Source organism: Duganella dendranthematis (genome assembly GCF_012849375.1).
Classification (GTDB): Bacteria; Pseudomonadota; Gammaproteobacteria; order Burkholderiales; family Burkholderiaceae_D; genus Rugamonas; species Rugamonas dendranthematis.
The window spans coordinates 5,795,022-5,817,122 of sequence record NZ_CP051684.1; the positions used below are offsets into that span (position 1 = coordinate 5,795,022).

The window sequence follows — 22,101 nt, forward strand, 5'->3', positions numbered from 1 at the left end:
CACGCAGAAAATATCGTACCATTGCATCTCAGGACGTAGCCAGCCACCGCCGCCACGCAAACCCCAGCAGTAATGCCGCCGAAACGCAGCAGACCCGCAGGCCGACGGCGGCCGCAAAGGAGTCCCGATGGCGCCACCCGTTTTATCCACCCCGCTTGAGCCGACGGCTGCTGGCGCCAACAGCCAGCGCAGCGTGCCGGTGCTCGGCCACGGCCCATGGTGGCGCCGCTTCCTCAGCTTCGCCGGTCCCGGCTACCTGGTGGCGGTCGGCTATATGGACCCCGGCAACTGGGCCACCGACCTTGCCGGCGGCGCCGCCTACGGCTATTCCCTGCTATGGATCATCGGCCTGTCCAGCTGCATGGCGATGCTGTTGCAGATCCTGTCGGCGCGGCTTGGCATCGTGGCGCAGGCGGATCTGGCGCAGCTGTGTCGCATGCACTCGTCGCGCCGCTCGGCGGTGGCGCAATGGCTGATGTGCGAGGTCGCCATCTGCGCCTGCGACCTGGCGGAAGTCATCGGCACCGCCATCGCCCTCAAACTGCTGTTCGGGATACCGCTGACTTACGGCGTGATACTGACCGCGCTCGACGTGCTGGCCATTCTGTGGCTGCAGCAGCGCGGCTTCCGCTATCTGGAAGCCTTTGTCATGGCGCTGCTGGGCGTGATTTTCCTGTGCTTCGCCATCAACCTGCTACTCGCGCAGCCGGAATGGCGCGCGGTGGCCGCAGGCTTCATCCCCACCACGCAAACCGTCACCGATCCCGGCATGCTGTATCTGGCCATCGGCATCATCGGCGCCACCGTCATGCCACATAACCTGTACCTGCATTCGTCCACCGTGCAGACGCGCAGTTTCAGCACCAGCGAGGACGGCAAGCACAAGGCCATCTCGTTCGCCTCGGCCGACATCGTGGTGGCGCTGGGCCTGGCCTTCCTGGTCAACGCCGCTATTCTGATTACCTCGGCAGCGGTGTTCCACACCAGCGGCCACGCCGAAGTGGCGGACCTGGAACAAGCCTACAAACTGCTTGGACCACTGACCGGTGCCGCGCTGGCCAGCATCCTGTTCGGCGTGGCGCTACTGGCGGCCGGCCTCAGCTCCTCGGTCACGGCCACGCTGGCCGGCCAGATCGTCATGGAAGGTTTTGTCCAACTACGCCTTCCGCCATGGGCGCGTCGGTTGATCACGCGCGCGGTGGCGATTGTGCCGGCGCTGTTCGTCACCATCGTCTACGGCGACCAGGGCGTGACCAGCCTGCTGATCCTCAGCCAGGTGATCCTCAGCTTGCAACTGCCGTTCGCCATGTGGCCGCTGATCCGCTACACCAGCTCGCCCGACATCATGGGACGGTTCGCCACGCCACGCCCGGTCGCCTGGCTGGCGTGGGGCATGATGGCGCTGATCGTCAGCCTGAATGGCGTGCTGCTATCGCGCCTTTAAACCGCCCGTCAACCGGACAGCGCAATAATTTATCCGGGGAAATTTGATCCAGATCATAAAATTTGTCGATGAGCTTTGATAGCCTGATAACGGTCATCACAAGGAGCTCATCATGTCTTACAAAAACATTCTGGTTCACGCCGACTTGTCGCCCCACGCCGCGCAACGCTACGCACTGGCCAGCCAGGTCGCCCTCAGCCACGACGCCCACCTGGTCGGCGCCGCCTTCACCGGCCTGGCGGTGGAGATTTACCGTAACGCCGCGTTCGCCTACGGCGGCGTACTGCTGTCGGCGGAAGACATCCAGTCCGTCACCGGTAATGCGGAACAGGCGCTGGCGGGCTTTGTCGCCCACGCCGACAGCGCCGGTAACAGCTATGAGCGCCGCATCAGCGACGACGACGCCGAAACCGGCCTGGTGCTGCAAGCCCGTTATACCGACCTGCTGGTGCTGAGCCAGAATGATCCCAACCTGAACGGCCCCGACCTGCTGCGTACGCTGCCGGAACACCTGGCGTTGCACGGCGGCCGCCCGGTGCTGCTGGTGCCGTATGCCGGCCGCTACAGCCACATCGACCAGCACGCGCTGGTGGCCTGGGATGGCAGCCGCGCCGCTACCCGCGCCGTCACCGATGCGCTGCCGCTGCTGCGCCAGAGCAAGCGCGTGACGCTGGCGGTGTTTAATGCCGACGGCAACGATGGCGCCCACGGCGAGCAACCAGGCGCCGACATCGCCCTCTACCTGGCACGCCATGGCGTCAAGGTCGAAGTGGCCCAGCAGCATGCGCCATCCGGGCTGGACATCGGCAACGCCCTGCTGTCGTTGGCGGCGGACATCGGCGCCGACCTGCTGGTGATGGGCGCCTACGGCCACCAGCGCTGGCGCGAAATCGTGCTGGGCGGCGTCACCCGGCGCGTGCTGCAATCGATGACGCTGCCCGTGCTGATGGCGCATTAATCGAGGTCGGGCAATGCGTATTGATAGTTACCGCAGCAATTGTGAACGTTGTGTCCACCTGCCGCTGTGCGAAGGCACGGCCGACGCCGACCAGATCGCCGGCCATCGCCTGCGCGTGCGCCGGCACGACAGCCTGTATCGTGCCGGCGAGTCGCCGGGCAACCGAATCTACAGCATCCGTTCCGGGAGTTTTAAAATGGTGATGACGCGCGCCGGCGGCGAGGAACAGGTGACCGGCTTTGCCATGGCGCCGGAATTCCTCGGCCTGAACACGCTGGGCGCGGCCGGTCATAACGCCTCGGCGGTGGCGCTGGAGGACAGCGAAGTGTGCGTTATCGACTGGGATCGCCAGGCTTTTCGTGGTCGCCGCCAGCCGATGCAGCGACTGGGACTGCACGCGCTACTGGCCGGGGAAATCCGCCGCGCCCAGCACGCCACGCTGCTGCTGCACCACACCCATTCGCGCCAGCGCATGGCCGATCTGATGTTGAGGCTGTCACAGGCGCACCGCAGCAACGGCTATTCGGCGCTGCGCTTCCGGCTACCGATGTCGCGCTGCGATATTGCCAGCTACATCGGTGTCAGCGCCGAGTGCGTGAGCAGGTTGCTGGATCAGTTTCGACGCCAGGGGCTGGTGCAGCTGCAGCGGCGCGACCTGACCTTGCTCGATCCGGACGCGCTGCAACGTGCGGCGGCCGGCGTGGAAAGCGCCGCATGAGCCATCGACTTCGCCTGGTGACGCCGGCGCTGGCGGACAGTCTGCGCCGCTGCAGTGGCTGTCCGCTCAATGTGCTGTGCCTGGACGAGCTGCCGGAAGACGCCGAACGCAATGAACCCTGCATGGAACAGCGCTGCATCCGCCTGCATGGCGGCGAGCACCTGTTCCGCGTCTCGGATGCGGTGGACCAGCACCTGTACATTATCCGCAAGGGCGACATCAAGCTGTACCAGCACGGGCGGGAAGGCGGACAGCATATTATCGAATTTCTGGGGCCGGGGGCGTGGGTGGGACTGGAGTCACTGAATGAACACCAGCGTCATGCCGGCGCGGTGGCGCTGACCGATTGCGAGATCGCCACCGTGCCGTACACGATGCTGACCGCGTTGCTGGACAGGCAGCCGCGCAGCGCCGAGGCGTTTGGGCAGCTGTTGAGCGGGACGATTGCGCGCCACCAGCAGCACGCTGCCATGTTGCGCAGCACGTCGGCGATACAGCGGGTGGCGCAATTCCTGCTGCATCGGCTGGAGCAGACACAAGGCGTCGCACGCGCGACGTTGCCGATGTCGCGCCAGGATATTGCGGATTATCTGGGCTTGACGTCCTCCACCGTCAGCCGCTGTTTGAGCGCGTTGCGGCGGCGCGGCTGGCTGACGATGGGCCAGCGCGCGTACACGCTGCCGGGATTGCGGGACGTGGAAATGGTGGCGGCCGGCGCACCGTTGGCGCTGGATTGAGCGGCGCTGGCAACCCCGGAAGTACGGGGTCTGACCCCATCCGGGGTCAGACCCCAGCAGGCCGCCGTGCGGGTTCGGCGGACGCTTCCTGGGCCCGCCCGGCCATCTGCAACGCCACCGCCAACGCCGTATCGGCCGTCGCCAGGTGTACCTGAAACCACGGCAATACCAAGGCCGCCACCTTGCGGCCATTCACAATGTCGCCCGGCGCCAAGCCATGCAAGGTAGCCAGCACCCGCGCATGCTGCTCGCGATGACTGCGCGTGGCCGGATAGTCAATCGCCTCCATCAACTGTTCCTCCAGCCGGAAATCCACCTCCAGGCACTCCACCAACCCGGCAAGATGCGCGTCAAACTCTTCATCGGGACCATTCAAAATCAGCTGGATCTGCTCGGCCAAGGCCGCGTGCGCCTCGTCAAACAAGGGAATCCCCAGCACCATCTCATTCGTCAACACGTTCGTGTCCATCATGCCTCCTATCCACCATCACACTATGCCGACTTGCTTGTCACAAATCCATGCTGCAGGTCAAGCGCCAATGATTTGCCGTATAGTGTGGTTTGCCTGTCATTGTCGAGAATAAGCTCATGGATCTGCACTATCTCAGCCCGCTATTTGCGCCTAAATCCATCGTCGTTTTCGCCGGTCCGCCAGACCAGCCGGAACGCCAGACCGCCTACGGCCGCAGCCTGTGCGCGCAGTTGCGCGATGGCGGCTACGACGGCGCCCTGACCTTCCTCGACGTCAGCATGACCGGCACGCTGGCCGACCTGGTGCAATCGCGCGCCGACCTCGCCATGATCGCGCTGCCGCATGAGGAACTGGCGTTCGCGCTGGAAGTGGCTGGCCGCATCCAGTGCAAATCGGCGCTGATCGTCTCGTCCAGCGTGCCGCCGGAGCTGGCCGCCGAACTGCAGGACATCGCCCGCAAGCACGGCCTGTTTCTGCTCGGTCCAAACAGCCTGGGTTTCCAGCGTCCGCGCCTGAAACTCAACGCCGGCGTGGCCGGCAAACTGGCGCAAAGCGGCAGCCTGGCGCTAATCTCGCAATCCGGCGCGCTGACCTCGGCCATCCTGGACTGGGCCGGCACCAACTCGGTCGGCCTGTCGGCAGTGGTCTCGCTCGGCCCTAATACGGCGGTCGACCTGGCGCAGACGCTGGATTTCCTCGCCACCGATCCGGCCACCGAAAGCATCGTCATCTACATGGAGGGCATCACCGACGCCCGCCGCTTCCTGTCGGCGCTGCGCGGCACGGCCAATACCAAGCCGGTAGTCATCATCAAATCCGGCAATGCGGCGGCGGCTTCGCGCGCGGCGGCGACCCACTCCGGCATGCTGATCGGCAGCGACGAGATCTTCGACGCGGCGCTGCGGCGCACCGGCGCGGTGCGCGTCAACACATTCGTACAGCTGTTCTCGGCCGCCAAATGCCTGGCGTCGCGCTATCGTCCGGTCGGGCCGCGGCTGGCGGTGATCAGCAACGGCGGTGGTCCCGGCGTGCTGGCAGCCGACTGGCTCGGTCAACTCGGCCTGCAACTGGGCCGTCCGGGCGCGGAATCCGCCAGGGCGCTGGCGCCGCTGCTGCCGGTGCACGCCACGCTGACCGACCTGCTCGACCTGTCAGAAGAAGCCGGCCCGGAACACTACGCCGCCGCCATCCGCGCCTGCGCACAGGATGCCAACGTCGACGGCCTGCTGGTGATCTACTCGCCCAAGCTGGATGGCGACCCGACCGCCATCGCACACAGCGTGGCCGCAGCCGCCAAAGGTCTGGGCAAACCACTGCTGGCTTGCTGGATGGGCGACGAGCGCGTGGCGCCTGGCCGCAAGGTGATCGGCCAGGCCGGCCTGGCGACGTTCCGCACGCCGGAAGCGGCGGTCGACGGTTTTGGCAATATCGCCGCGTTTTATCAGAACCAGCAGCTGTTGCAGCAAACGCCGCCGCCGCTGTCGCAGCTGGCCAAGCCGGACCTGGAAGGCGCGCGCCGCCTGGTGGAAAGCGTGCTGGCCGAGCGCCGCAGCGTGCTGACCGAGATGGAATCGAAGGCGCTGCTGGCGGCCTTCCACATTCCGATCACGCCGACCATGCCGGCCCGCAGCGCGGCCGAGGCGCAATTGATCGCCGCCCAGCTGGGCTACCCGGTGGCGCTGAAAATCGATTCGCCCGACATCCCGCATAAATCCGATGTGCAGGGCGTGGTGCTGAACCTGGCCGACGCCGGCGCGCTGGGCGCTGCCTACGGCGACATGCTGGCCAACGTGCGCCGTTTGCAGCCGGAGGCGCGCATCAACGGCGTCACCGTGCAGCGCATGGCCGGCAAGCGCGATGGCCGCGAACTGTATATCGGCGTCGCCAGCGATCCGCTGTTTGGCCCGGTGATCGGCTTCGGCGCCGGCGGCACCATGGTCGAACTGCTGAACGACCGCGCGGTTGAGCTGCCGCCGCTGAATCCCTTCCTGGCGCAGCGCCTGATCGACCGCGCGCGCGTCGCCGCCACCTTGGGCGAATGGCGCGGCGCGCCGGGTGTTGACCGTCAGGCCATCGAACACATCCTGCTGCGCGTATCGGAAATGGTGTGCGAACTGCCGCAGTTGCGTGAGCTGGATATCAACCCGCTGATCGTCGACCAGTTTGGCGTACTGGCGGTGGATGCGCGCGTCGCGGTAGGCGTGGCGCCGCCGTCGGCGCAGCGTTACGACCAGCTGGCCATCATGCCTTACCCGTCCAGCTACGCGCGCGACTGGCCGATGCGCGGCGGTGGGCAGTACACGTTGCGTCCGGTGCAGCCGACCGACGCGGAGATGCTGCAGTCGCTGGTGCGGGGCCTTTCCGACCAGTCGCGCTACAACCGCTTTGCGTCGTCGCTGCGCGAGTTGTCGGCGCAGATGCTGGCGCGTTATACCTTGATTGATTACGACCGGGAGATGGCGCTGGTGGCGGTGCTGACGACGCGCACCGCCGATGACGATGGCAGCTTTACCGAGACCGAGCAAATCATCGGCGTCTCGCGCTACATCGCCAATCCGGATCGCAGCAGTTGCGAATTCTCGCTGCTGGTAGACGACAAGTTCAGCGGCCAGGGCTTGGGCACGCGCTTGATGCTGGAGATTATGGATGTGGCGCGCGATAAAGGCCTGAGCGAAATCGTCGGCCTGGTGCTGCGCAAGAACCGCGGCATGCTGCGCCTGATGGGCAGCCTGGAATTCCATATTCGTCCGTATGAGGACGATCCGGAATTCCAGCTCTGCACCAAACAACTTTGACCCGCACCACCAGGTGGGGTCCGACCCCGTACGGGGTCAGACCCCTAAGTGGCAGCGCACGCGTCGAGGCTGACGCCTGCGGGGCCAGCGCCTAGCGCGGCAGTTTGTAGCGCTGTTCGCGATACAGGATCGATGGCAGCACCACGTGCGACATCGCTTTATCGACCAGCGCGGCATCCGGCACGCCGCCCGTGGTCAACACGCCGGTGGCCGCATCGTAATGTCCCAGCAACGGCGCCTGGTTCGGACGCAGAATCGTCGCCGACGACCCTTCCAGCCACGCGAAGTAATTATCGAACTGGATCAACGCCCGGCCCGGCGTGTCGCTATCACGCGCCAGATCGCGACCGATCATCGGATGCTCGCTCGATATGCCCATCAGCGACAACAGGGTCGGCGCCAGGTCGATCTGGCTGGCGATGGTGGTGATCGTCTTCGGTTTCACATCCGCGCCCAGAATCAGGCCGGGAATGTGGAACTTATTGATCGGCACCAGGCTGTCGCCGTACACGCGGTTATCGTGGTCGGCCACGATCAGGAACACCGTGTCCTTCCAGTAGTCCTGCTTCTTCGCCTCGGCGATGAAACGACCCAGCGCATAGTCGGCGTACTTGACCGCATTGTTCACCGTCTGCTTTTCTTTGTCATGCAAGGTGATGCGGCCATCCGGGAACTGGAATGGCTCATGGTTGGACGACGAGAAAATCAGGCTGAAGAACGGCTTGCCGCTATCGTGCAGCGTCTTCAAACGCTCCAGTGACTTGTTGAACAAGTCTTCATCCGACGCACCCCAGCTGCCTTCAAACACCGGGTTCATATCGCGCCGGTCCACCACTTTCTGGAAGCCGTTACCGGTGAAGAAGCCGCGCATATTATCGAAGTGCGCTTCGCCGCCGTAGACGAATTCCGTGTGATAGCCCTGCTTGCCCAGGCCAGCCGCCAGCGTATAGAAATTCTGCTGCGACAGCGACAGCTTGACCACGCTGCGCGCCGGCGTCGGCGGATAGCCCGCCACCACCGCCTCGATGCCACGCACCGAACGGGTGCCGGTGGCGTACAGCTGCTCGAACCACCAGCCGTCCTGCTTCAGCTTTTCCAGCTCCGGCGTCACCGGCAAACCGCCCAGCGACTGCACGAAGGTCGCGCCCAGGCTTTCTTCCAGCACGATCACCAGGTTCAGCGGACGTGCACGCTGCATCACCGCTTCCTGCTTGTGCAGCGTCGGCAGCTCGGCGGAGGTAAATTGCAGATCGCGCAGCCATGGCGCACTCTTCACTGTCGGGAACACTTTGTCGCGCGGGTACTTGCCGTAGATTTCGGACGAATTGGCTTCGTGGCTCATGGCGCCATACGCATCCATCACCGACCACGGCGAATTGATGATCAGCGAGTTGACCATGGCGTCGCCGGTCAGCGCGAACATCGACGGGTTGGCCGGACGGTGCGCCAGCGTCGAACGGATCTGGAACGCCACCAGCAGCACCAGCAACGGCCACACCAGCAACAGCGGCAGCGGACGCCACGTCGTGATATTCACCGAGGCGGCTTTCAGCAGCTTGTAGATGCCGGTACCCAGCAGCACCGTGAACACAATGCCCAGCACCAGCGCGATGCGGAAGCCATGCCACAGCGTGGCAATCACTTCGGTCGGATACGACAGGTATTCGATGAACAGGCGGTTCGGACGGATGTCGAACTGCATGATGAACTGCGGCGTCGACAGTTCCATGAAGATGATGAAGATCAGTGCCAGCGTGCCCCAGACGACATTCAGCGTCTTCCACGCCCGCAACGTCTTCTGATGCGCCAGCAACGGCGCCAGCACCACCGGCAAGACGATCAGGTAGCCGAGCATGATCAGGTCGGCACGCACGCCCTGCACCAGCATCTCGCCGGGAATGCCGGTGGCGGCGACCCGCGTCCACTGCCAGGCCATCAGCCCGGCGCGCGACAACGAAAAGATCACCAGGCCCAGCAGCAGCAATTGCAGCACGCCGGCGAACGGGCCGGCCCACAGCGTCAGCCGCGCCAGCCAGGCGGCGCAACGCGTCAGCCGGCTCTCAGGACGATAAAACATCATTCAGCGCCAAAGCCTGGATGGGAAGCGATGTAGGCGCCCGCGCCCGCGCCGGCACTCAGCATCCAGCCGATCAGCAGCATAAACACCAGCACCATGCAGAACAGCGTGGCGATGTTGCGGCTGTCGCGCGATGGCAGGAACACCGGCTGCTTGCCGTAGCCGACGCCGAAGAAGTACGCGGCCACGGTGGTGGTCAGGTAATGCACGGCGCCGAACACTTCGCCCAGCTCGCCCTTGCGCGGGTGATCGACCAGCACGTTGGACAGGATGACCAGCACGACGTAGATTACCGACGGCCACACCGGCGGCAGGTACAGGCCGAATTTCTCGACGAAGGTACGGATCGCGGGACGCTTGCGCGCCAGCAGCGGCAGGAAAATGGTGTGGGTCAGGCCGACGATCACGATAATCTTCAGCAGCACGGCCTTGTGCAGGCTGCTCTTGCCCATCGCCAGGTTGTGCAGGTTGGTTTCGCCCTGACGGTTATTCTGAAGGAAGAAATCCGGCGGGATGATGTGCAGCACGCGCTGGAACCAGCTGATTTCTTCCAGCGCCGCCAGGCCGACCAGCGCCGACAGGAATACGAACGCCAGCAGTTGCAGGTTGATTTTCGGTTCGCGCTGCCATTGTTCCACGGCCAGGAAACCCAGCAAGGCGGACAACAGGGTGAAGCACAGGAATTGCATCCACTCGACGATACCGTCTTCCACCAGCAGGCGCCACATGGCGTCATGGTCGTGCGAGAAGGCCAGCGCCAGTCCCATCACGAAGATGTTCATCAGGACGCCGACCGCGATCACCGGATGGATATACCACTTCTGTTCTGCCATGTACCACTCCCAGTTTTAGTATGTTTATATTAAAGTTGTTCAACACCGCTGGCGTGCGCCAGCTCCGCCGCCGGCTCTGGCGCCGTGACCGGACGCCCGCTGCGGCTGTAATAATAACGGCGCGCAGCCACCACCACCGAGCCCAGCGCCCAGGCCCACAGCAGTGGGTCGAGCAGCGCATCCCACAGATTGCCGGTCGGCAGACGCAGCAACGAGAACAGCAAGACGGCGGCCAACAGCGCCGCGCCGCCGCTGACGGCCCAGCGCATCAGCACCGCCGCCGCGCCAGCCACTGCGGCGGCAATCGCCAGCAGCGCGGCCGCGTCGGAATCAAAGCCGCGATAATACAGCCCCAGTGCCAGCACGCCGAAGGCGTCCAGGTACAGCACGATGCCAACCAGCGTCAGCACCAGGGCAAACGCCGGATGCAGCAAAAAGTCGACCGGACGCTCGGTCCAGCGCGCGCACAGCGCCACCAGGCTGTAGCCGGCCAGCAGCCCGCTCGGATACTGGAATATCAGCGTCAGCCAGTAAGCCGGCGAACCGGCGCCTGGCAGCGCCATCATGATGGCGATGGTAATGGCGACGATGGCCTTGGAGCGCTGCGCCAGTTGCGGAAAGATCCGCGGCAGCAGGGTCGGCAGCACCGACAGCAGCATGGCGGCGGCGATCAGTCCCCAGGCCACGCGGGCATAAATGATTTGCAGTGCCAGATCGGGCAAGCTCATAGCGGATCCTTTCCCTCTACGATTTTCAGGCGATGGTGGGCGATGGCGCGCCGCTGGTAGGTGTAGGTGATGTGCAGTTCATCGCCGACCTGGAACATGGCCGGATACGAGAACTCGTCGCGCGGCTGGCCGCTGACAATGTCGGTCACGTGCCGCCAGTGATGGCCGTCGGCCGACATCGACAACGCCAGCGTGCTGCGCGCAGTCGCCTTCGAGGTGCCCTGGTTACCCAGCATCAGCAGCGTGCCGTTATGCAGGCGCAGCACCGCCAGCGAGGTGCCGCGATTGCGGATCGTGGTCGGGCCGAGATCGTCCCAGCTTTCGCCGCCGTCATGGCTGACGGCCTGCTGCACCACCGAGCGTTCTTTATTGGCGTCGCGCATCCAGGCGCGCACTTCGGTCGGCGATACCTGCACCAAGGTCGGCTGCAGCGAACGGGTACGCACGCCGATGCGGGTCAGGCGCTGCGGATCGCCGTTGGCGTCGAACGACACCAGCATGGGGTATTTGTGGCCGATTTCAAAATAGACCGGCAGCCACCAGCCGCCGTCCGCCTGGCCGACCGGGGTCGCGCGCACCAGCACGCTGGTATTGAACACCGGCGACATCGGCAGCACGCGCCGCACCTTGAAGGTGGCGCCCTCGTCATTCGATTGCAGCTGCACCACGCGCGACGCGGCCCAGCCGCCCATGCCGGTGGCCACCACATACAAATGCACGGTGCCGTCGGCGGCGGTCCACGCCACCGGATTGCCGATGCGGCGCACGCCATGGCCGAGCGCGTCGCCGAGCGAATCGCGGCTGGCCACGATCCAGTTATTGCTCCACTGGCCGTTGCGCCAGCGCGAGGCGTACACCTTGACGTCCGGCCCGCTTTCGCGGCTGCCGGCCCACCAGAAGGCGATCAGGTCGCCATGCGGCAGCTGCGCCAGGGCGCTGGCGTGCGCCGACGGCACACCGGGCGGCATCGGAATAATCGCGCGGGAAATTTCTGTCAGGGTGATCGGCGGCGGCGCCGCCACGGCGGCCACGGTGGCCGTCCGGGCATGTTGTTGTGCCGTGCGCGAGCCGCGCCAGCCTTCGGCGACAGCCACCACTGCGACAACCGTTAAACATATCAGCACTGCCAGTTTGCCTGGCCGTTGCCCTTGTGGGCGTGAAACTCCCATTCCGTCTCCAGAGATCGGGACATGAAGGAAGCCGTCAGTATGATTCCCTTGCCCAAATAATAACAACCTCCGCAACAGCAAGGCTTGTGGCCGTCCTGCTTATGGAAGAAGACGGTATCCTACAGGAAAATATAGCGTTTATGTAAACGCGCGACATTTTTGAAATCCTGCGAGAGTGGATCAGACTTGATCTGCGACATTTCTTTTTGACAAGATGCGGCTTACATTGCTTACCGTGCGCGGCACGCCCCTGCGCGCCGGCCGACCACAGGAAGCACCGCATGCTTGCAAAACCCAGCGAATTGGACCGTACCGCCAGCCACATGATGCCCGCCGACGCCGAAATCCAGCAGCGCTTGCTGTTTCTGGAGGTAACGGCGGAAGATATCCAACTGCTGCGCGAGATTCATCCGCTGCTGCAACCCCGTCTGCCCGACGTCATCGCCGGCTTCTACCGCCACCTGCACACCATCCCGGTGCTGCGCAGCCTGCTGAAGGACCCGGTGGTGCTGGATCGCCTGTATCAGGTGCAGGCCGCCTACTTTCAGTCGCTGACCGCTGGCGACTACGGCAGCGACTACGTGCGCCACCGCCTGCGCGTGGGGCTGGCGCACCAGCGCATTGGCCTGGCGCCGGAATGGTATATCGGCGCTTACCGCAAATACCTCGGCGACCTCGGCCCGGTGCTGGAAGACCTGCTGCGCGACCGTCCCGGCCGGTTCCTGCCCACTTACAGCGCGCTCATGAAGGTGGCCAGTTTCGACATGGGCCTGGCGCTCGATACCTATATCAAGGCCAGCCGCCAGCAGCTGCGCGACAGCGAGGCGCGCTTCCGTGGCGCCTTCGGCCAGGCGGCGGTCGGGCTGGCGCAGTTGTCGGCCGACGGCCGCTGGCTGCGCGTCAACCGCAAGCTGCAAGACATCGTCGGCTATACCGAGGAAGAACTGCGCGGCATGCACGTGGCCGACCTGGTGACGGCGGAAGACTGGCAGATCGACGCGCCGCTATTGCGCGCGCTGGCGCACGGCGAGCTGGAGACCTCGTCGCGCGAGAAGCGTTACCTGTGCAGGGACGGGCGCCGCGTGTGGGTCAAGGCCACCGTCACCGCCATGCAGCCGGATGCCGGCGATGCGGCGCTGGTGGCGGTGATCGAAGACATCTCGCAGCGCAAGCAGTTCGAGGAAGAACTGATGCACCTGGCGCGGCACGACGCGCTGACCGGCCTCGCCAACCGCACGCTGCTGCTGGACCGGGTGTCGCAGGCGATCGCCCAATCGCGCCGCAGCGGCAACCAGGTCGCCATGCTGTTCCTCGACCTGGACCGCTTCAAGACCATCAACGACAGCCTCGGGCACGACGCCGGCGACCGTGTCGTGATCGAAGTCGGCCGCCGCCTCAAGCAGGCGGTACGCGACGCCGACACCGTGGCGCGCTTCGGCGGCGACGAGTTCGTCGTGCTGCTGCCCGAACTGCCGACCGAAGACATCGCCGCCGCGCTGGCGCAGAAAATCCTCAACGCCCTGTTCGAGCCAATGCTAATCCACGGGCACGAACTGGCGCCGGCGTGCAGCATCGGCATCAGCCTGTATCCGCGCGACGGCGACAACGGCAAGACGCTGCTGAAGAATGCCGATGCTGCGTTGTACCAGGCCAAGGCCATGGGGCGTGGCAATTACCAGTTCTATTCAGAAGAAATGAACGCCCGTACGCTGGACCGGCTAACGCTGGAAAGCGGCTTGCGCCACGCCGTCGAGCGCGGCGAGTTGCAGCTGAAATACCAGCCGCAGATCGACCTGGCCGATGGCGCCATCCTCGGCGCCGAAGCGCTGCTGCGCTGGCAGCCGGCCGGCCAGCAACTGGTGATGCCGGACGCCTTCATCACCATCGCCGAAGAAACCGGCCTGATCGTGCCGATCGGCGAATGGGTGTTGCGCACCGCCTGCGCGCAACAGGTGGCGTGGCGCCAGGCCGGCCTGCCCGACCTGCGGATTGCGGTCAACCTGTCGGCGCGCCAGTTCCGCCAGCCGGGCCTGGACGCGATGGTGGCGCGCGTGCTGGCCGACACCGGTTGTGCGGCCGACCGGCTGGAACTGGAAATCACCGAATCGGTGTTGATGGAACGGCCCGACAGCGCCGCCGAGACCTTGCAGCGGCTGAGCGACATGGGCGTGCAACTGGCCATCGACGACTTCGGCACCGGGTATTCCAGCCTGTCCTACCTGAAGCGCTTCCCGATCAACGCGCTAAAGATCGACCGCTCCTTCGTGCGCGACATCGCCGCCAAGCGCGCCGCCAGCAACGACGACGGCGCCATTGCTGCCGCCGTCATCGCGCTGGCCCACAGCATGGGCTTGACGGTGGTGGCCGAAGGCGTGGAAACCGAACAGCAGCGCGACTTCCTGCGCCAACTGCACTGCGACCAGGCGCAAGGCTTCTATTTCAGCGAGCCGATGTCGGCGGCGGCGTTGGAACACTTATTTATTCAAGGAGCAGCAAGCAAATGATGTTACACATTCCCGGCGTCTTGACGCCCGACCAGGCGGCCTATATGCGGCAGCGCCTGCACGACGCCCACTGGATCGACGGCCGCGCCACCGTCGGCGCGCAGGGTGCGCAAGTCAAGCAGAATATGCAGCTGGAGGAACACGGACCGCTGGCGCGTGAACTGGGCCAGATCATCCTCAACGCGCTGGCCGCCAACCCGCTGTTCTTCGCCGCCGCACTGCCGCTGCGTACCTGCCCGCCGATGTTCAACAAATACAGCGGCGGCGGTACTTACGGCAACCATGTGGACGGCGCGATGCGCCGCGTCGCGGGCGCCGCGCCGTGGCTGCGCACCGATGTGTCGTCGACGCTGTTCCTCACCGATCCCGACGAATACGATGGCGGCGAGCTGGTGGTCGAAGACACTTACGGCACGCATGAAGTCAAACTCCCGGCGGGCGACCTGATCGTCTATCCATCGACCAGCATCCACCGGGTAGAACCGGTCACGCGCGGCGCCCGCATCAGCGCCTTTTTCTGGACCCAGAGCATGATCCGCGACGACGCCAGGCGCAATCTGCTCCTCGACCTCGACCGCAATATTCAATCCCTGCGCACCCGCGCCGGCGACGCCGACGAAATCGTCAGCCTCACCGGCATCTACCACAACCTGCTACGACAGTGGAGCGAAGCTTGAGCACGGCGCGCTAGGGAATGTAGGAATCGATATTCTCCTGGGTGAGGTAGATCGCATCGACCGTCACGCGGCGGTTGGCTGGCAGCTTCTTGTCAACGGCGCGTACCGCCATCTGTACCGCCTGATAGCCGATGGCGTGCGCGGCCTGCACCACCAGGCCGGTCACCGCGCCGCTTTGCAGGCCTTCCAGCAACTGGTCGGTGACGTCGACGCCGATGTAGGTCACGTGCCCGGCCAGACGCTGCGCGCGCAAGGCCGCCAGCACGCCCATGCTGGTGGCTTCGTTCGGCGCGAAGACACCCTGGAATCTGCCCTTTTGACTGACCAACGCGGACGAAGCGTTGACGAACGCTTCGCCATACACGGCGCCGAGATAACCGCCATCGATCACCTGCAAGCCCTTGCGGGCGGCGGCTTCGGCGAAGCCGCTCTCGCGCTGATCGGTGGTCTGCCAGCCTTGCTTCATGCGAAACAGCAGCACCGCGCCCTTGCCTTTCAGGCGCTTGGCCATGGCTTCGCCGGCCAGTTGTCCTGCCTTGAAGTTGTCGGTGCCGACCATGCCGGTGGCCGACGGTGCACCCAGCGTGCGGTCCACGTAGATCACCGGGACGCCGCTGCGTTGCAGCTTCTCCACCGCCAGCGCCATGTCCGCGGAACCTGGCGCAATCACCAGCGCGTTGCAGCCGCGCTGACTGACCATCTCCAGCACGGCGGTCTGGATCCCGGCCTGGTTTTCTTCCTGCGGGCCGCGAAAATAGATATCGTAGCCCAGCGCCTTGCCGGCTTCGATGGCGCCGCTATTGACGCCCTTCCAGAAGATGCCACCGCCGCCACTGGGAATGAAACCGATGCAGCCTTTAGCCTGCACGCCGGTAGCAGCGCCTAGCAGCAAGCAAGCTACCGTGAGGTGGAGAGACCATGTTTTTATCATCTCCCCATCCTGATGCCTGGCGGGCTGAACGTCAAGTGAGCGCGGCCAGTAACAGAGTAAAATCGACCGGCTTGGTCAGATGCTGGTCGAAACCGGCGGCGCTGGAGCGTTCCTTGTCGGACGGCGTGCCCCAGCCGGTCAGCGCGATGATGCGGGCGCCGGCCATGCCTTCCATGCGGCGCAGCGCGCGCGCCGCCTCGTGGCCGCTGATGTCGGGCAGCCCGATGTCGAGGAATACCACCTGCGGCAGGTACACCGCAGCGCTGCTCAGCGCCGCCGCACCGCTGTGCGCCACCTGCACTTGATGGCCGCTGAATTCCAGCAGCGCCGCCAGGGTTTCGGCGGCGTCGATATTATCGTCCACCACCAGCACCCGCAGACCGCTTGCCTGCGGCGCAGACGCCGGCGCGTCCATCATCACCGGTTGCCCGGTAGACGCCTCCTGTTCGGCCAGCGGCAGCCATACCGTAAAGCGGCTACCCTGTCCAACACCGGCGCTTTCTGCGCGCACTCGGCCATGGTGCAGCTGCACCACCTGTCGCACCAGGTTCAGTCCCACGCCCAGGCCACCCTGCGCCATCGCCTGGCCGGCCGGCACCTGCGCGTACATATCGAATACCGACGACAGCAACTGCGGCTCGATGCCGATGCCATTGTCCGATACGCTAAGCACCACTTCGCGATCCGCCACGCGGGCGGCGAGCTCGATGCGGCCGCCGTTCGGCGTGTATTTGGCCGCGTTGTTCAGCAGATTACTCAACACCTGCGCGATGCGATGGCGGTCCACCTCCATGATCAGCGGCGCCGAGGGCAGCTTCAACGACAACTGGTGTGCGCCTTTGTTGATCAGCGGCGTGCTAATTTCTACCGCATCGCTGACCACATCGGCCAGTGGCACACGCTCATGCCGCAGTGTGACCTTGCCCTCCGCCAGCCGCGCGATGTCGAGCAGGTCATCGACCAGATGCACCATGTGGTCGACCTGCCGCAGCATCATGCCTTGCAGGTCGCCCGCAGCGGCGCCTACCGGCCGCGCCGCCATCAATTCCAATCCGGCGCGGATCGGCGCCAGCGGATTGCGCAACTCGTGCGCCAGCGTGTACAGGAATTCGCTCTGGCGCTGGTTCTTCTCGGTCAGTTCGCCGGCCAGCCGTTGCAGCTTCATCTCGGCGTGCTTGTGGTTGGTGATATCGAGACTGATACCATCGAAGCGCGTCGGCTGGCATTGGTCGTCGACGTCACACCAGCCGACGGCACGCAGCCAGCGCGCCGCAGTATCGGTCTCGGTATCGGTCTCGGTATCGGTAGCGGCGACGCCGGAGACGCGGAACTCCACATCAAGCGGCACACCGTCGCGCAAGGCACCCGTGATGCCGCCCGCGAGGCGCTTGCGATCCTCGGTGTCCACCACGGCCAGCAGCTGTTCTATCGACATCGTCTCCTGCCCCGCCAGGTCAATGTGCGCCGCCATCTGCGGATTGACGCGCAGCGCGTCGAACGGCGCATCCGCATGCCACACGCCGATATCGCCGGCGCCGGCCACGCGGGCAAAGCGCTCCTGCAACATCTTGCGCGTATGGATATCGATCACAGTGCCGACAAAGCCGGCCGGCTTGCCATCGTCGCCCATGCGCGGCATGCCGGCGTCGATGCACCAGCGATAAACGCCGTCATGACGGCGCAGCCGCAAGTCTGCCGAATATGGCGTACCGGCTGCGCATGCAGCGTCAAAGGCTTGACGAACGTGCTCCATATCGTCGGGATGCACGTTCTCCAGCCAACCGACACCCAGATCCTGTTCCGGCGTGCGGCCAGTGTAGTCGTACCAGCGCTGGCTCAGATAGGTGGTCTGGCCAGCGGCGTCGGTGGTCCACAAAATGACCGGCGAGGCGTCGATCAGTGCATGGAAGTAGGCCTCGCGCAGCATGCCATCCTGGCGCTGCTGCTCGCGTTCGCGCCCCAGCGTCACCTGGCGCAGCACCCGCGCCAGCAGCTCGTTGGTGGAAAATGGCTTGACCAGATAATCGTCGGCGCCGGCCTGCAAGCCTTCGATCTTGGCTTCCTCGCCGGCGCGGGCGGACAGCAGGATCACCGGCAGATGGCGCACCGCTTCCGTGGCGCGAATGCGGGCGATCAGACCGAAGCCGTCCAGCCTTGGCATCATAACGTCGCTCAGCAGCAGGTCGCACGGATGCAGCAACAGATGCTCGAACGCCGCCTGGCCGTCGGCGCTGACCGTCACATCGGCGTGCGGGTCAAGCAGCGACTTCAGATAGGCGCGCATGTCGTTGTTATCATCGGCGATCAGGATGCGCGGGCGGTGCTGCTGCGGCCCGGTCACCTCGTCGTCGCCATGATCATGGCGTGTGACGGGCTTGTTCTCGTCTGCATCCGGCAGCCAGCGCAGCGCTTCTTCGACAAACGCGGCGCCGGTGCGCGGCGTGCCGCTGCTGGTCAGCGTCGGATCGGCATCCGCCGCAACCACGCGTTCGGGCGGCAAATGCGCGTGGCCGAACGGGATATCCACATCGAACTGCGTACCCTCGCCCACCACGCTCTGCACCGCGATCTGGCCACCGTGCAGACGCACCAGTTCCTGGATCAGCGCCAGGCCGATGCCGCTGCCTTCATAGGTGCGTCCGGGCGCTCCTTCGATGCGGTGGAAGCGCTCGAAAGTGCGCGGCAGTTCGTGCGCCGGAATGCCGCCGCCGGTGTCGCGCACCGACAGCCGCACCATGCCGGCGTGTTCGCGCAGCGTCAGCGTCACTTCGCCGGCCAGCGTAAATTTAAACGCGTTCGACAGCAGGTTGAAGACGATCTTTTCCCACATATCGCGATCGACGTAGACCGGCTGCGCCAGTGGCGGCAAGTCCAGCGTGTAGCGCAAGCCGCCCTTGATCATGGCCGATTCAAATACGCCGGCCAGTTCCACCGTCAGCCACGCCAGATCCACCGGCTGGTAGCTGGCCTGCACGCGGCCGGCCTCGATGCGCGAGAAATCCAGCAGCGAGTTGACCAGCTTAAGCAGGCGCAATGCGTTGCGGTGCGTGGTTTCGATGCGGCGGCGCTGTTCCGGCGACAGGCCGTCGTTGGCCAGCGCGTCATCCAGCGGGCCAAGAATCAGCGTCAGCGGCGTGCGGAATTCATGCGACACATTGGAGAAGAATGCGGTCTTGGCGCGGTCGATGCGCGCCAGTTCCTCGGCGCGCCGCTGTTCCTGTTCATAGGCAGTGACGTTGCCGACGGCGGTGTTGAAGGCAGCATTCAGCAGGGCGTAGAAGTTGCGGTAGTCTTGGTCCACTGCGCGCCGCGCGCTGACGCCGGCCACCAGGAAACCGAACACCTCCTGCTGGCCCGGCAGGCTGACCGGCAACACCAGCGCGGAATTCGGCGCTTCTTCATACGGGCCGCAAGGCGTGGCGCCAAAGCGCGCCGCCAGACCGTCGATCTGCAACGCCTTGCCACTCGCCGCGACATGGCTGAACGGCCAGTATTCATCGTCCATTGGCGTCTGTTGCGGCGCCAGCGTACTGCCGGCGGTGATGCCGGCGCTGCCGCGCAGGTGCAACTGGCCACTGTCCTCGTCGCGCTGGTAGAACAACAGGAACGGCACGTCCAGCGACAGCTGTTCGTACTGGCCAGCCAGGTCGCGACCGATATCTTCCACGGTACGCGCATCGACGATCGCGGCGCTCAGGTCGCGCAGACTTTGCGAACGGCGCGCGTTCAGCACCTGCGCAGTGGTTTCGGTAATCGGGTGGAAGATGCCGCCGACTTCGCCCGATTCGTCGCGGATCGGCGAGAACGAGAAGGTCATGAACGCTTCTTCCAGATAGCCGTCGCGGTCCAGGAACATGCGCTGGTCCTTGATGTAGGTGCCCTCGCCCTGCTGCGCGCGGTCGAACTTGTCGCCGACCACCGGCAAGGCGGTGGCCCAGCATACCTTGAACGGCTCGCCCATCGACGCCGGATGCTTGCCGCCGCAAATCGGCCGGTAGGCGTCGTTGTAGATCTGGATGTATTCCGGCCCCCACGCCACCAGGATCGGGAAGGTCGAGGACAGGCACAGGCTGACCGTGGTGCGCAAACTCTGCGGCCAGGCGTCGATCGGTCCCAGCGGCGTGCGCGACCAGTCGATAGTGGCAATCAGTGCCGCCATCTCGCCGCCGCCCGCAAGCCAGTTGATATCGGACGATGTACTAAGCGGCACGGAGGATGGCATAGAAAAATAAGCGGTCAATGGAACCGGTCATTTTACGCGACAACCTCGGCCCGGCGCCGTACTTTTTGCTCAGGCCTCAACAATCGGCGCAAACCGAGGCACGCGTTTGCCGTCCACTTCGATCTCCTCGAAAAACACGGCCCGTGGACGGCACCAGATACTGCCATTAGCGGCGCGGTAGACGATCAGCGGCGTCAGATCGGCCTCCATGGTGGCTTCGCAGACCAATTCGTACTCGCCGCCTTTGTAGTGCTTGAATCGCATGGTGTCCCTTCCTGAAATAAAAGACGGCATTCTACCCGCCGTCGCCGTGTCGCTGAACTGTTAAAATTCTGCCATGAATACGACGACCATAACCCAATTCCGCCTTCAGTCCCCGACGCCCGAATACGACCATCCGCGTGAAGAACGCCGGCTGGAGGGCAATCCGCAGCGCACGACCTGGAATCATTTCACCAGCGCCAGCAACGAGGTTAACGCTGGTATCTGGGCCTGCGAGCGCGGCAGCTGGCGCATCGCTTTCGCCGACAACAAAGACGAGTATTTCTACGTACTGGAAGGCCGTTGCCGCGTGATCGACGAGCATGGCAACGCCGCCGAAGCCGGGCCCGGCGACGCCATGGTCATCCCCGCCGGGTTCAAGGGGTGTTTGAAGTGGTCGAGCCGGTCCGCAAGCACTATGTGATTATCGACCGCGCGGCCTGATCACGGAACGATGGTCACGAACAGGTAGACCGCAAAAATCGTTAGCAAGATCGTGCCCTGCATGATCGTGGTGCGGCCGCCGGTCAGCGACAGCGAGGTAACGATCAGCGACAGCAGCAGCAACACGGTCGATTTGATGTCGATGCCCAGCGTCAGCGTCCAGCCGTTCATCAACGCCACAATCGCCACGCAGGGAATCGTCAGGCCGATGCTGGCCAACGCCGAGCCGAGCGCCAGATTCAGGCTGGTCTGCAGCCGGTTGGCACGTGCGGCCTGGAACGCGGCAATCCCCTCCGGCAGCAGCACCACGGCCGCGATGATGATCCCCACCAGCGCTTTCGGCGCGCCCATCTTCAGCACCGCAGCTTCCAGCGACGGCGACAGGGACTTGGCCAGCAACACCACGGAACCGAGGCACACCAGCAGCAAGGCGCCGCTGACCCACGCCATGCGCGACGAGGCCACCGGGCCATGCTCATCCTCGGCGGCCGTCCCTTCCTGCGGCAGGAAATATTCGCGGTGCCGCACCGTCTGCACCAGCACAAACGTGCCGTACAAAACCAGCGAAATCACCGCGATGAAAATCAGCTGGCTGCTGTTGTAGGACGGACCGGGCGTGGTGATGGTGTAATTCGGCAGCACCATGGTCAGCACCGAAATCGCCGCCAGCGTCGCCAGCGCGGCCGACACGCCGGTGGCCGTAAAGCTTTGCTCGCCGTGCCGGTTGCCGCCGGCCAGCAGACACAGGCCGACCATGCCGTTCAGGATCAGCATCACCGCCGCATACACGGTATCGCGCGCCAGTCCGGTGGTTTCCGCACCGCCCGCCACCATCAGCGAGACGATCAGCGCCACCTCGATCGAGGTCACCGCCACCGCCAGCACCAGCGTGCCGAACGGTTCACCGATCTTGTGCGCCACCACCTCGGCATGGAACACTGCGGCCAGCACGCCGCCGAACAAGCAGGCGGCCAGCACCACCAGCATCAGCGCCGAAGGCGCGCCCTCCCCGCCGAGCAGCGACTTTCCGCCAATCGCCAGCCAGCCGAGTACGGGTGCAGCGATGGTCCAGATAGGGAGGGAGGCTTGTATTTTCATGTGCGGGGCTCACTGTGGTAACAGCGGCAACCT

Annotated in this window: 16 protein-coding genes and 1 pseudogene; 8 read left to right on the forward strand and 9 right to left on the reverse strand. The window is 64.8% G+C overall.

Annotation, left to right across the window (positions count from 1 at the left end; translation table 11 throughout):
* Window positions 1–127 precede the first annotated feature (127 nt).
* From HH213_RS26515 to HH213_RS26530, 4 genes are all read left to right on the forward strand, one after another.
* Window positions 128–1,444 carry an Nramp family divalent metal transporter gene (locus HH213_RS26515; RefSeq protein WP_169114258.1) on the forward strand — a complete coding sequence of 439 codons (1,317 nt, stop codon included), beginning with the start codon at window positions 128–130 and terminating at the stop codon, window positions 1,442–1,444.
* Window positions 1,445–1,556: 112 nt separating this feature from the next.
* On the forward strand, window positions 1,557–2,402 hold the full coding sequence (locus HH213_RS26520; RefSeq protein ID WP_169114259.1) for a universal stress protein: 846 nt from the start codon (window positions 1,557–1,559) through the stop codon (window positions 2,400–2,402).
* Between the two features lie 13 nt (window positions 2,403–2,415).
* Window positions 2,416–3,120 (forward strand): Crp/Fnr family transcriptional regulator, encoded by a 705-nt coding sequence (locus HH213_RS26525; RefSeq protein ID WP_169114260.1) that lies wholly within the window; start codon window positions 2,416–2,418, stop codon window positions 3,118–3,120.
* A complete protein-coding gene (locus HH213_RS26530) occupies window positions 3,117–3,857 on the forward strand; it encodes a Crp/Fnr family transcriptional regulator (protein WP_169114261.1) in 741 nt (246 codons plus the stop codon). Before HH213_RS26525 ends, HH213_RS26530 begins: the two co-directional genes overlap by 4 nt.
* 46 nt (window positions 3,858–3,903) lie before the next feature.
* Here HH213_RS26530 and HH213_RS26535 read toward each other — a convergent pair whose 3' ends face one another.
* Window positions 3,904–4,329: a bacteriohemerythrin gene (locus tag HH213_RS26535; RefSeq protein ID WP_229263176.1), complete on the reverse strand. Its 426-nt coding sequence runs from the start codon at window positions 4,327–4,329 to the stop codon at window positions 3,904–3,906.
* A gap of 116 nt (window positions 4,330–4,445) precedes the next feature.
* Between HH213_RS26535 and HH213_RS26540 the strand changes: the two genes are divergently transcribed.
* On the forward strand, window positions 4,446–7,124 hold the full coding sequence (locus tag HH213_RS26540) for a bifunctional acetate--CoA ligase family protein/GNAT family N-acetyltransferase (protein ID WP_169114262.1): 2,679 nt from the start codon (window positions 4,446–4,448) through the stop codon (window positions 7,122–7,124).
* Between the two features lie 91 nt (window positions 7,125–7,215).
* On the opposite strand, the gene HH213_RS26545 is transcribed toward HH213_RS26540, so the two are convergent.
* Genes HH213_RS26545 through HH213_RS26560 form a run of 4 tightly spaced genes read right to left on the reverse strand, consistent with a single transcriptional unit; the run spans window position 7,216 to window position 11,886 of the window.
* Window positions 7,216–9,204: an LTA synthase family protein gene (locus tag HH213_RS26545; RefSeq protein ID WP_229263177.1), complete on the reverse strand. Its 1,989-nt coding sequence runs from the start codon at window positions 9,202–9,204 to the stop codon at window positions 7,216–7,218.
* Window positions 9,201–10,034: a hypothetical protein gene (locus tag HH213_RS26550; protein WP_110848032.1), complete on the reverse strand. Its 834-nt coding sequence runs from the start codon at window positions 10,032–10,034 to the stop codon at window positions 9,201–9,203. The genes HH213_RS26545 and HH213_RS26550 overlap by 4 nt, the downstream gene beginning before the upstream one ends.
* A 29-nt stretch (window positions 10,035–10,063) precedes the next feature.
* On the reverse strand, window positions 10,064–10,762 hold the full coding sequence (locus tag HH213_RS26555; protein WP_110848033.1) for a hypothetical protein: 699 nt from the start codon (window positions 10,760–10,762) through the stop codon (window positions 10,064–10,066).
* Window positions 10,759–11,886, reverse strand: a complete 1,128-nt coding sequence (locus HH213_RS26560) for a sialidase family protein (protein ID WP_229263178.1) — start codon at window positions 11,884–11,886, stop codon at window positions 10,759–10,761. The genes HH213_RS26555 and HH213_RS26560 overlap by 4 nt, the downstream gene beginning before the upstream one ends.
* Before the next feature lie 326 nt (window positions 11,887–12,212).
* Between HH213_RS26560 and HH213_RS26565 the strand changes: the two genes are divergently transcribed.
* Both HH213_RS26565 and HH213_RS26570 read left to right on the forward strand, forming a co-directional pair.
* Complete coding sequence (locus tag HH213_RS26565) at window positions 12,213–14,435, forward strand: putative bifunctional diguanylate cyclase/phosphodiesterase (protein WP_169114264.1); 2,223 nt, start codon at window positions 12,213–12,215, stop codon at window positions 14,433–14,435.
* Window positions 14,432–15,112 (forward strand): Fe2+-dependent dioxygenase, encoded by a 681-nt coding sequence (locus HH213_RS26570; RefSeq protein WP_169114265.1) that lies wholly within the window; start codon window positions 14,432–14,434, stop codon window positions 15,110–15,112. The genes HH213_RS26565 and HH213_RS26570 overlap by 4 nt, the downstream gene beginning before the upstream one ends.
* 10 nt (window positions 15,113–15,122) lie before the next feature.
* Here the strand turns inward: HH213_RS26570 and HH213_RS26575 are convergent, their stop codons facing one another.
* The 3 genes from HH213_RS26575 to HH213_RS26585 form a co-directional block, all read right to left on the reverse strand.
* Window positions 15,123–16,004, reverse strand: a complete 882-nt coding sequence (locus HH213_RS26575) for a substrate-binding domain-containing protein (protein ID WP_169114266.1) — start codon at window positions 16,002–16,004, stop codon at window positions 15,123–15,125.
* Window positions 16,005–16,074: 70 nt separating this feature from the next.
* A complete protein-coding gene (locus HH213_RS26580; RefSeq protein ID WP_169114267.1) occupies window positions 16,075–20,202 on the reverse strand; it encodes an ATP-binding protein in 4,128 nt (1,375 codons plus the stop codon).
* 132 nt (window positions 20,203–20,334) lie between these two features.
* A complete protein-coding gene (locus HH213_RS26585; RefSeq protein ID WP_110848039.1) occupies window positions 20,335–20,529 on the reverse strand; it encodes a DUF1653 domain-containing protein in 195 nt (64 codons plus the stop codon).
* Between the two features lie 73 nt (window positions 20,530–20,602).
* On the opposite strand from HH213_RS26585, the pseudogene HH213_RS26590 reads away from it, so the two are divergent.
* Window positions 20,603–20,970 (forward strand): annotated as a pseudogene (locus HH213_RS26590) (cupin domain-containing protein).
* Here HH213_RS26590 and HH213_RS26595 read toward each other — a convergent pair.
* Window positions 20,971–22,068: a calcium:cation antiporter gene (locus tag HH213_RS26595; protein WP_169114268.1), complete on the reverse strand. Its 1,098-nt coding sequence runs from the start codon at window positions 22,066–22,068 to the stop codon at window positions 20,971–20,973.
* Window positions 22,069–22,101 lie beyond the last annotated feature (33 nt).

Bases quoted from the DNA above. Each gene is read 5' to 3' on its own strand.
- HH213_RS26580 (WP_169114267.1), bottom strand. From the start codon at position 20,202: ATGGCGGCACTGATTGCCACTATCGACTGGTCGCGCACGCCGCTGGGA.
- HH213_RS26565 (WP_169114264.1), top strand. From the start codon at position 12,213: ATGCTTGCAAAACCCAGCGAATTGGACCGTACCGCCAGCCACATGATG.
- HH213_RS26525 (WP_169114260.1), top strand. From the start codon at position 2,416: ATGCGTATTGATAGTTACCGCAGCAATTGTGAACGTTGTGTCCACCTG.
- HH213_RS26540 (WP_169114262.1), top strand. From the start codon at position 4,446: ATGGATCTGCACTATCTCAGCCCGCTATTTGCGCCTAAATCCATCGTC.
- HH213_RS26595 (WP_169114268.1), bottom strand. From the start codon at position 22,068: ATGAAAATACAAGCCTCCCTCCCTATCTGGACCATCGCTGCACCCGTA.
- HH213_RS26545 (WP_229263177.1), bottom strand. From the start codon at position 9,204: ATGATGTTTTATCGTCCTGAGAGCCGGCTGACGCGTTGCGCCGCCTGG.
- HH213_RS26530 (WP_169114261.1), top strand. From the start codon at position 3,117: ATGAGCCATCGACTTCGCCTGGTGACGCCGGCGCTGGCGGACAGTCTG.
- HH213_RS26535 (WP_229263176.1), bottom strand. From the start codon at position 4,329: ATGATGGACACGAACGTGTTGACGAATGAGATGGTGCTGGGGATTCCC.
- HH213_RS26585 (WP_110848039.1), bottom strand. From the start codon at position 20,529: ATGCGATTCAAGCACTACAAAGGCGGCGAGTACGAATTGGTCTGCGAA.
- HH213_RS26570 (WP_169114265.1), top strand. From the start codon at position 14,432: ATGATGTTACACATTCCCGGCGTCTTGACGCCCGACCAGGCGGCCTAT.
- HH213_RS26555 (WP_110848033.1), bottom strand. From the start codon at position 10,762: ATGAGCTTGCCCGATCTGGCACTGCAAATCATTTATGCCCGCGTGGCC.
- HH213_RS26550 (WP_110848032.1), bottom strand. From the start codon at position 10,034: ATGGCAGAACAGAAGTGGTATATCCATCCGGTGATCGCGGTCGGCGTC.
- HH213_RS26515 (WP_169114258.1), top strand. From the start codon at position 128: ATGGCGCCACCCGTTTTATCCACCCCGCTTGAGCCGACGGCTGCTGGC.
- HH213_RS26520 (WP_169114259.1), top strand. From the start codon at position 1,557: ATGTCTTACAAAAACATTCTGGTTCACGCCGACTTGTCGCCCCACGCC.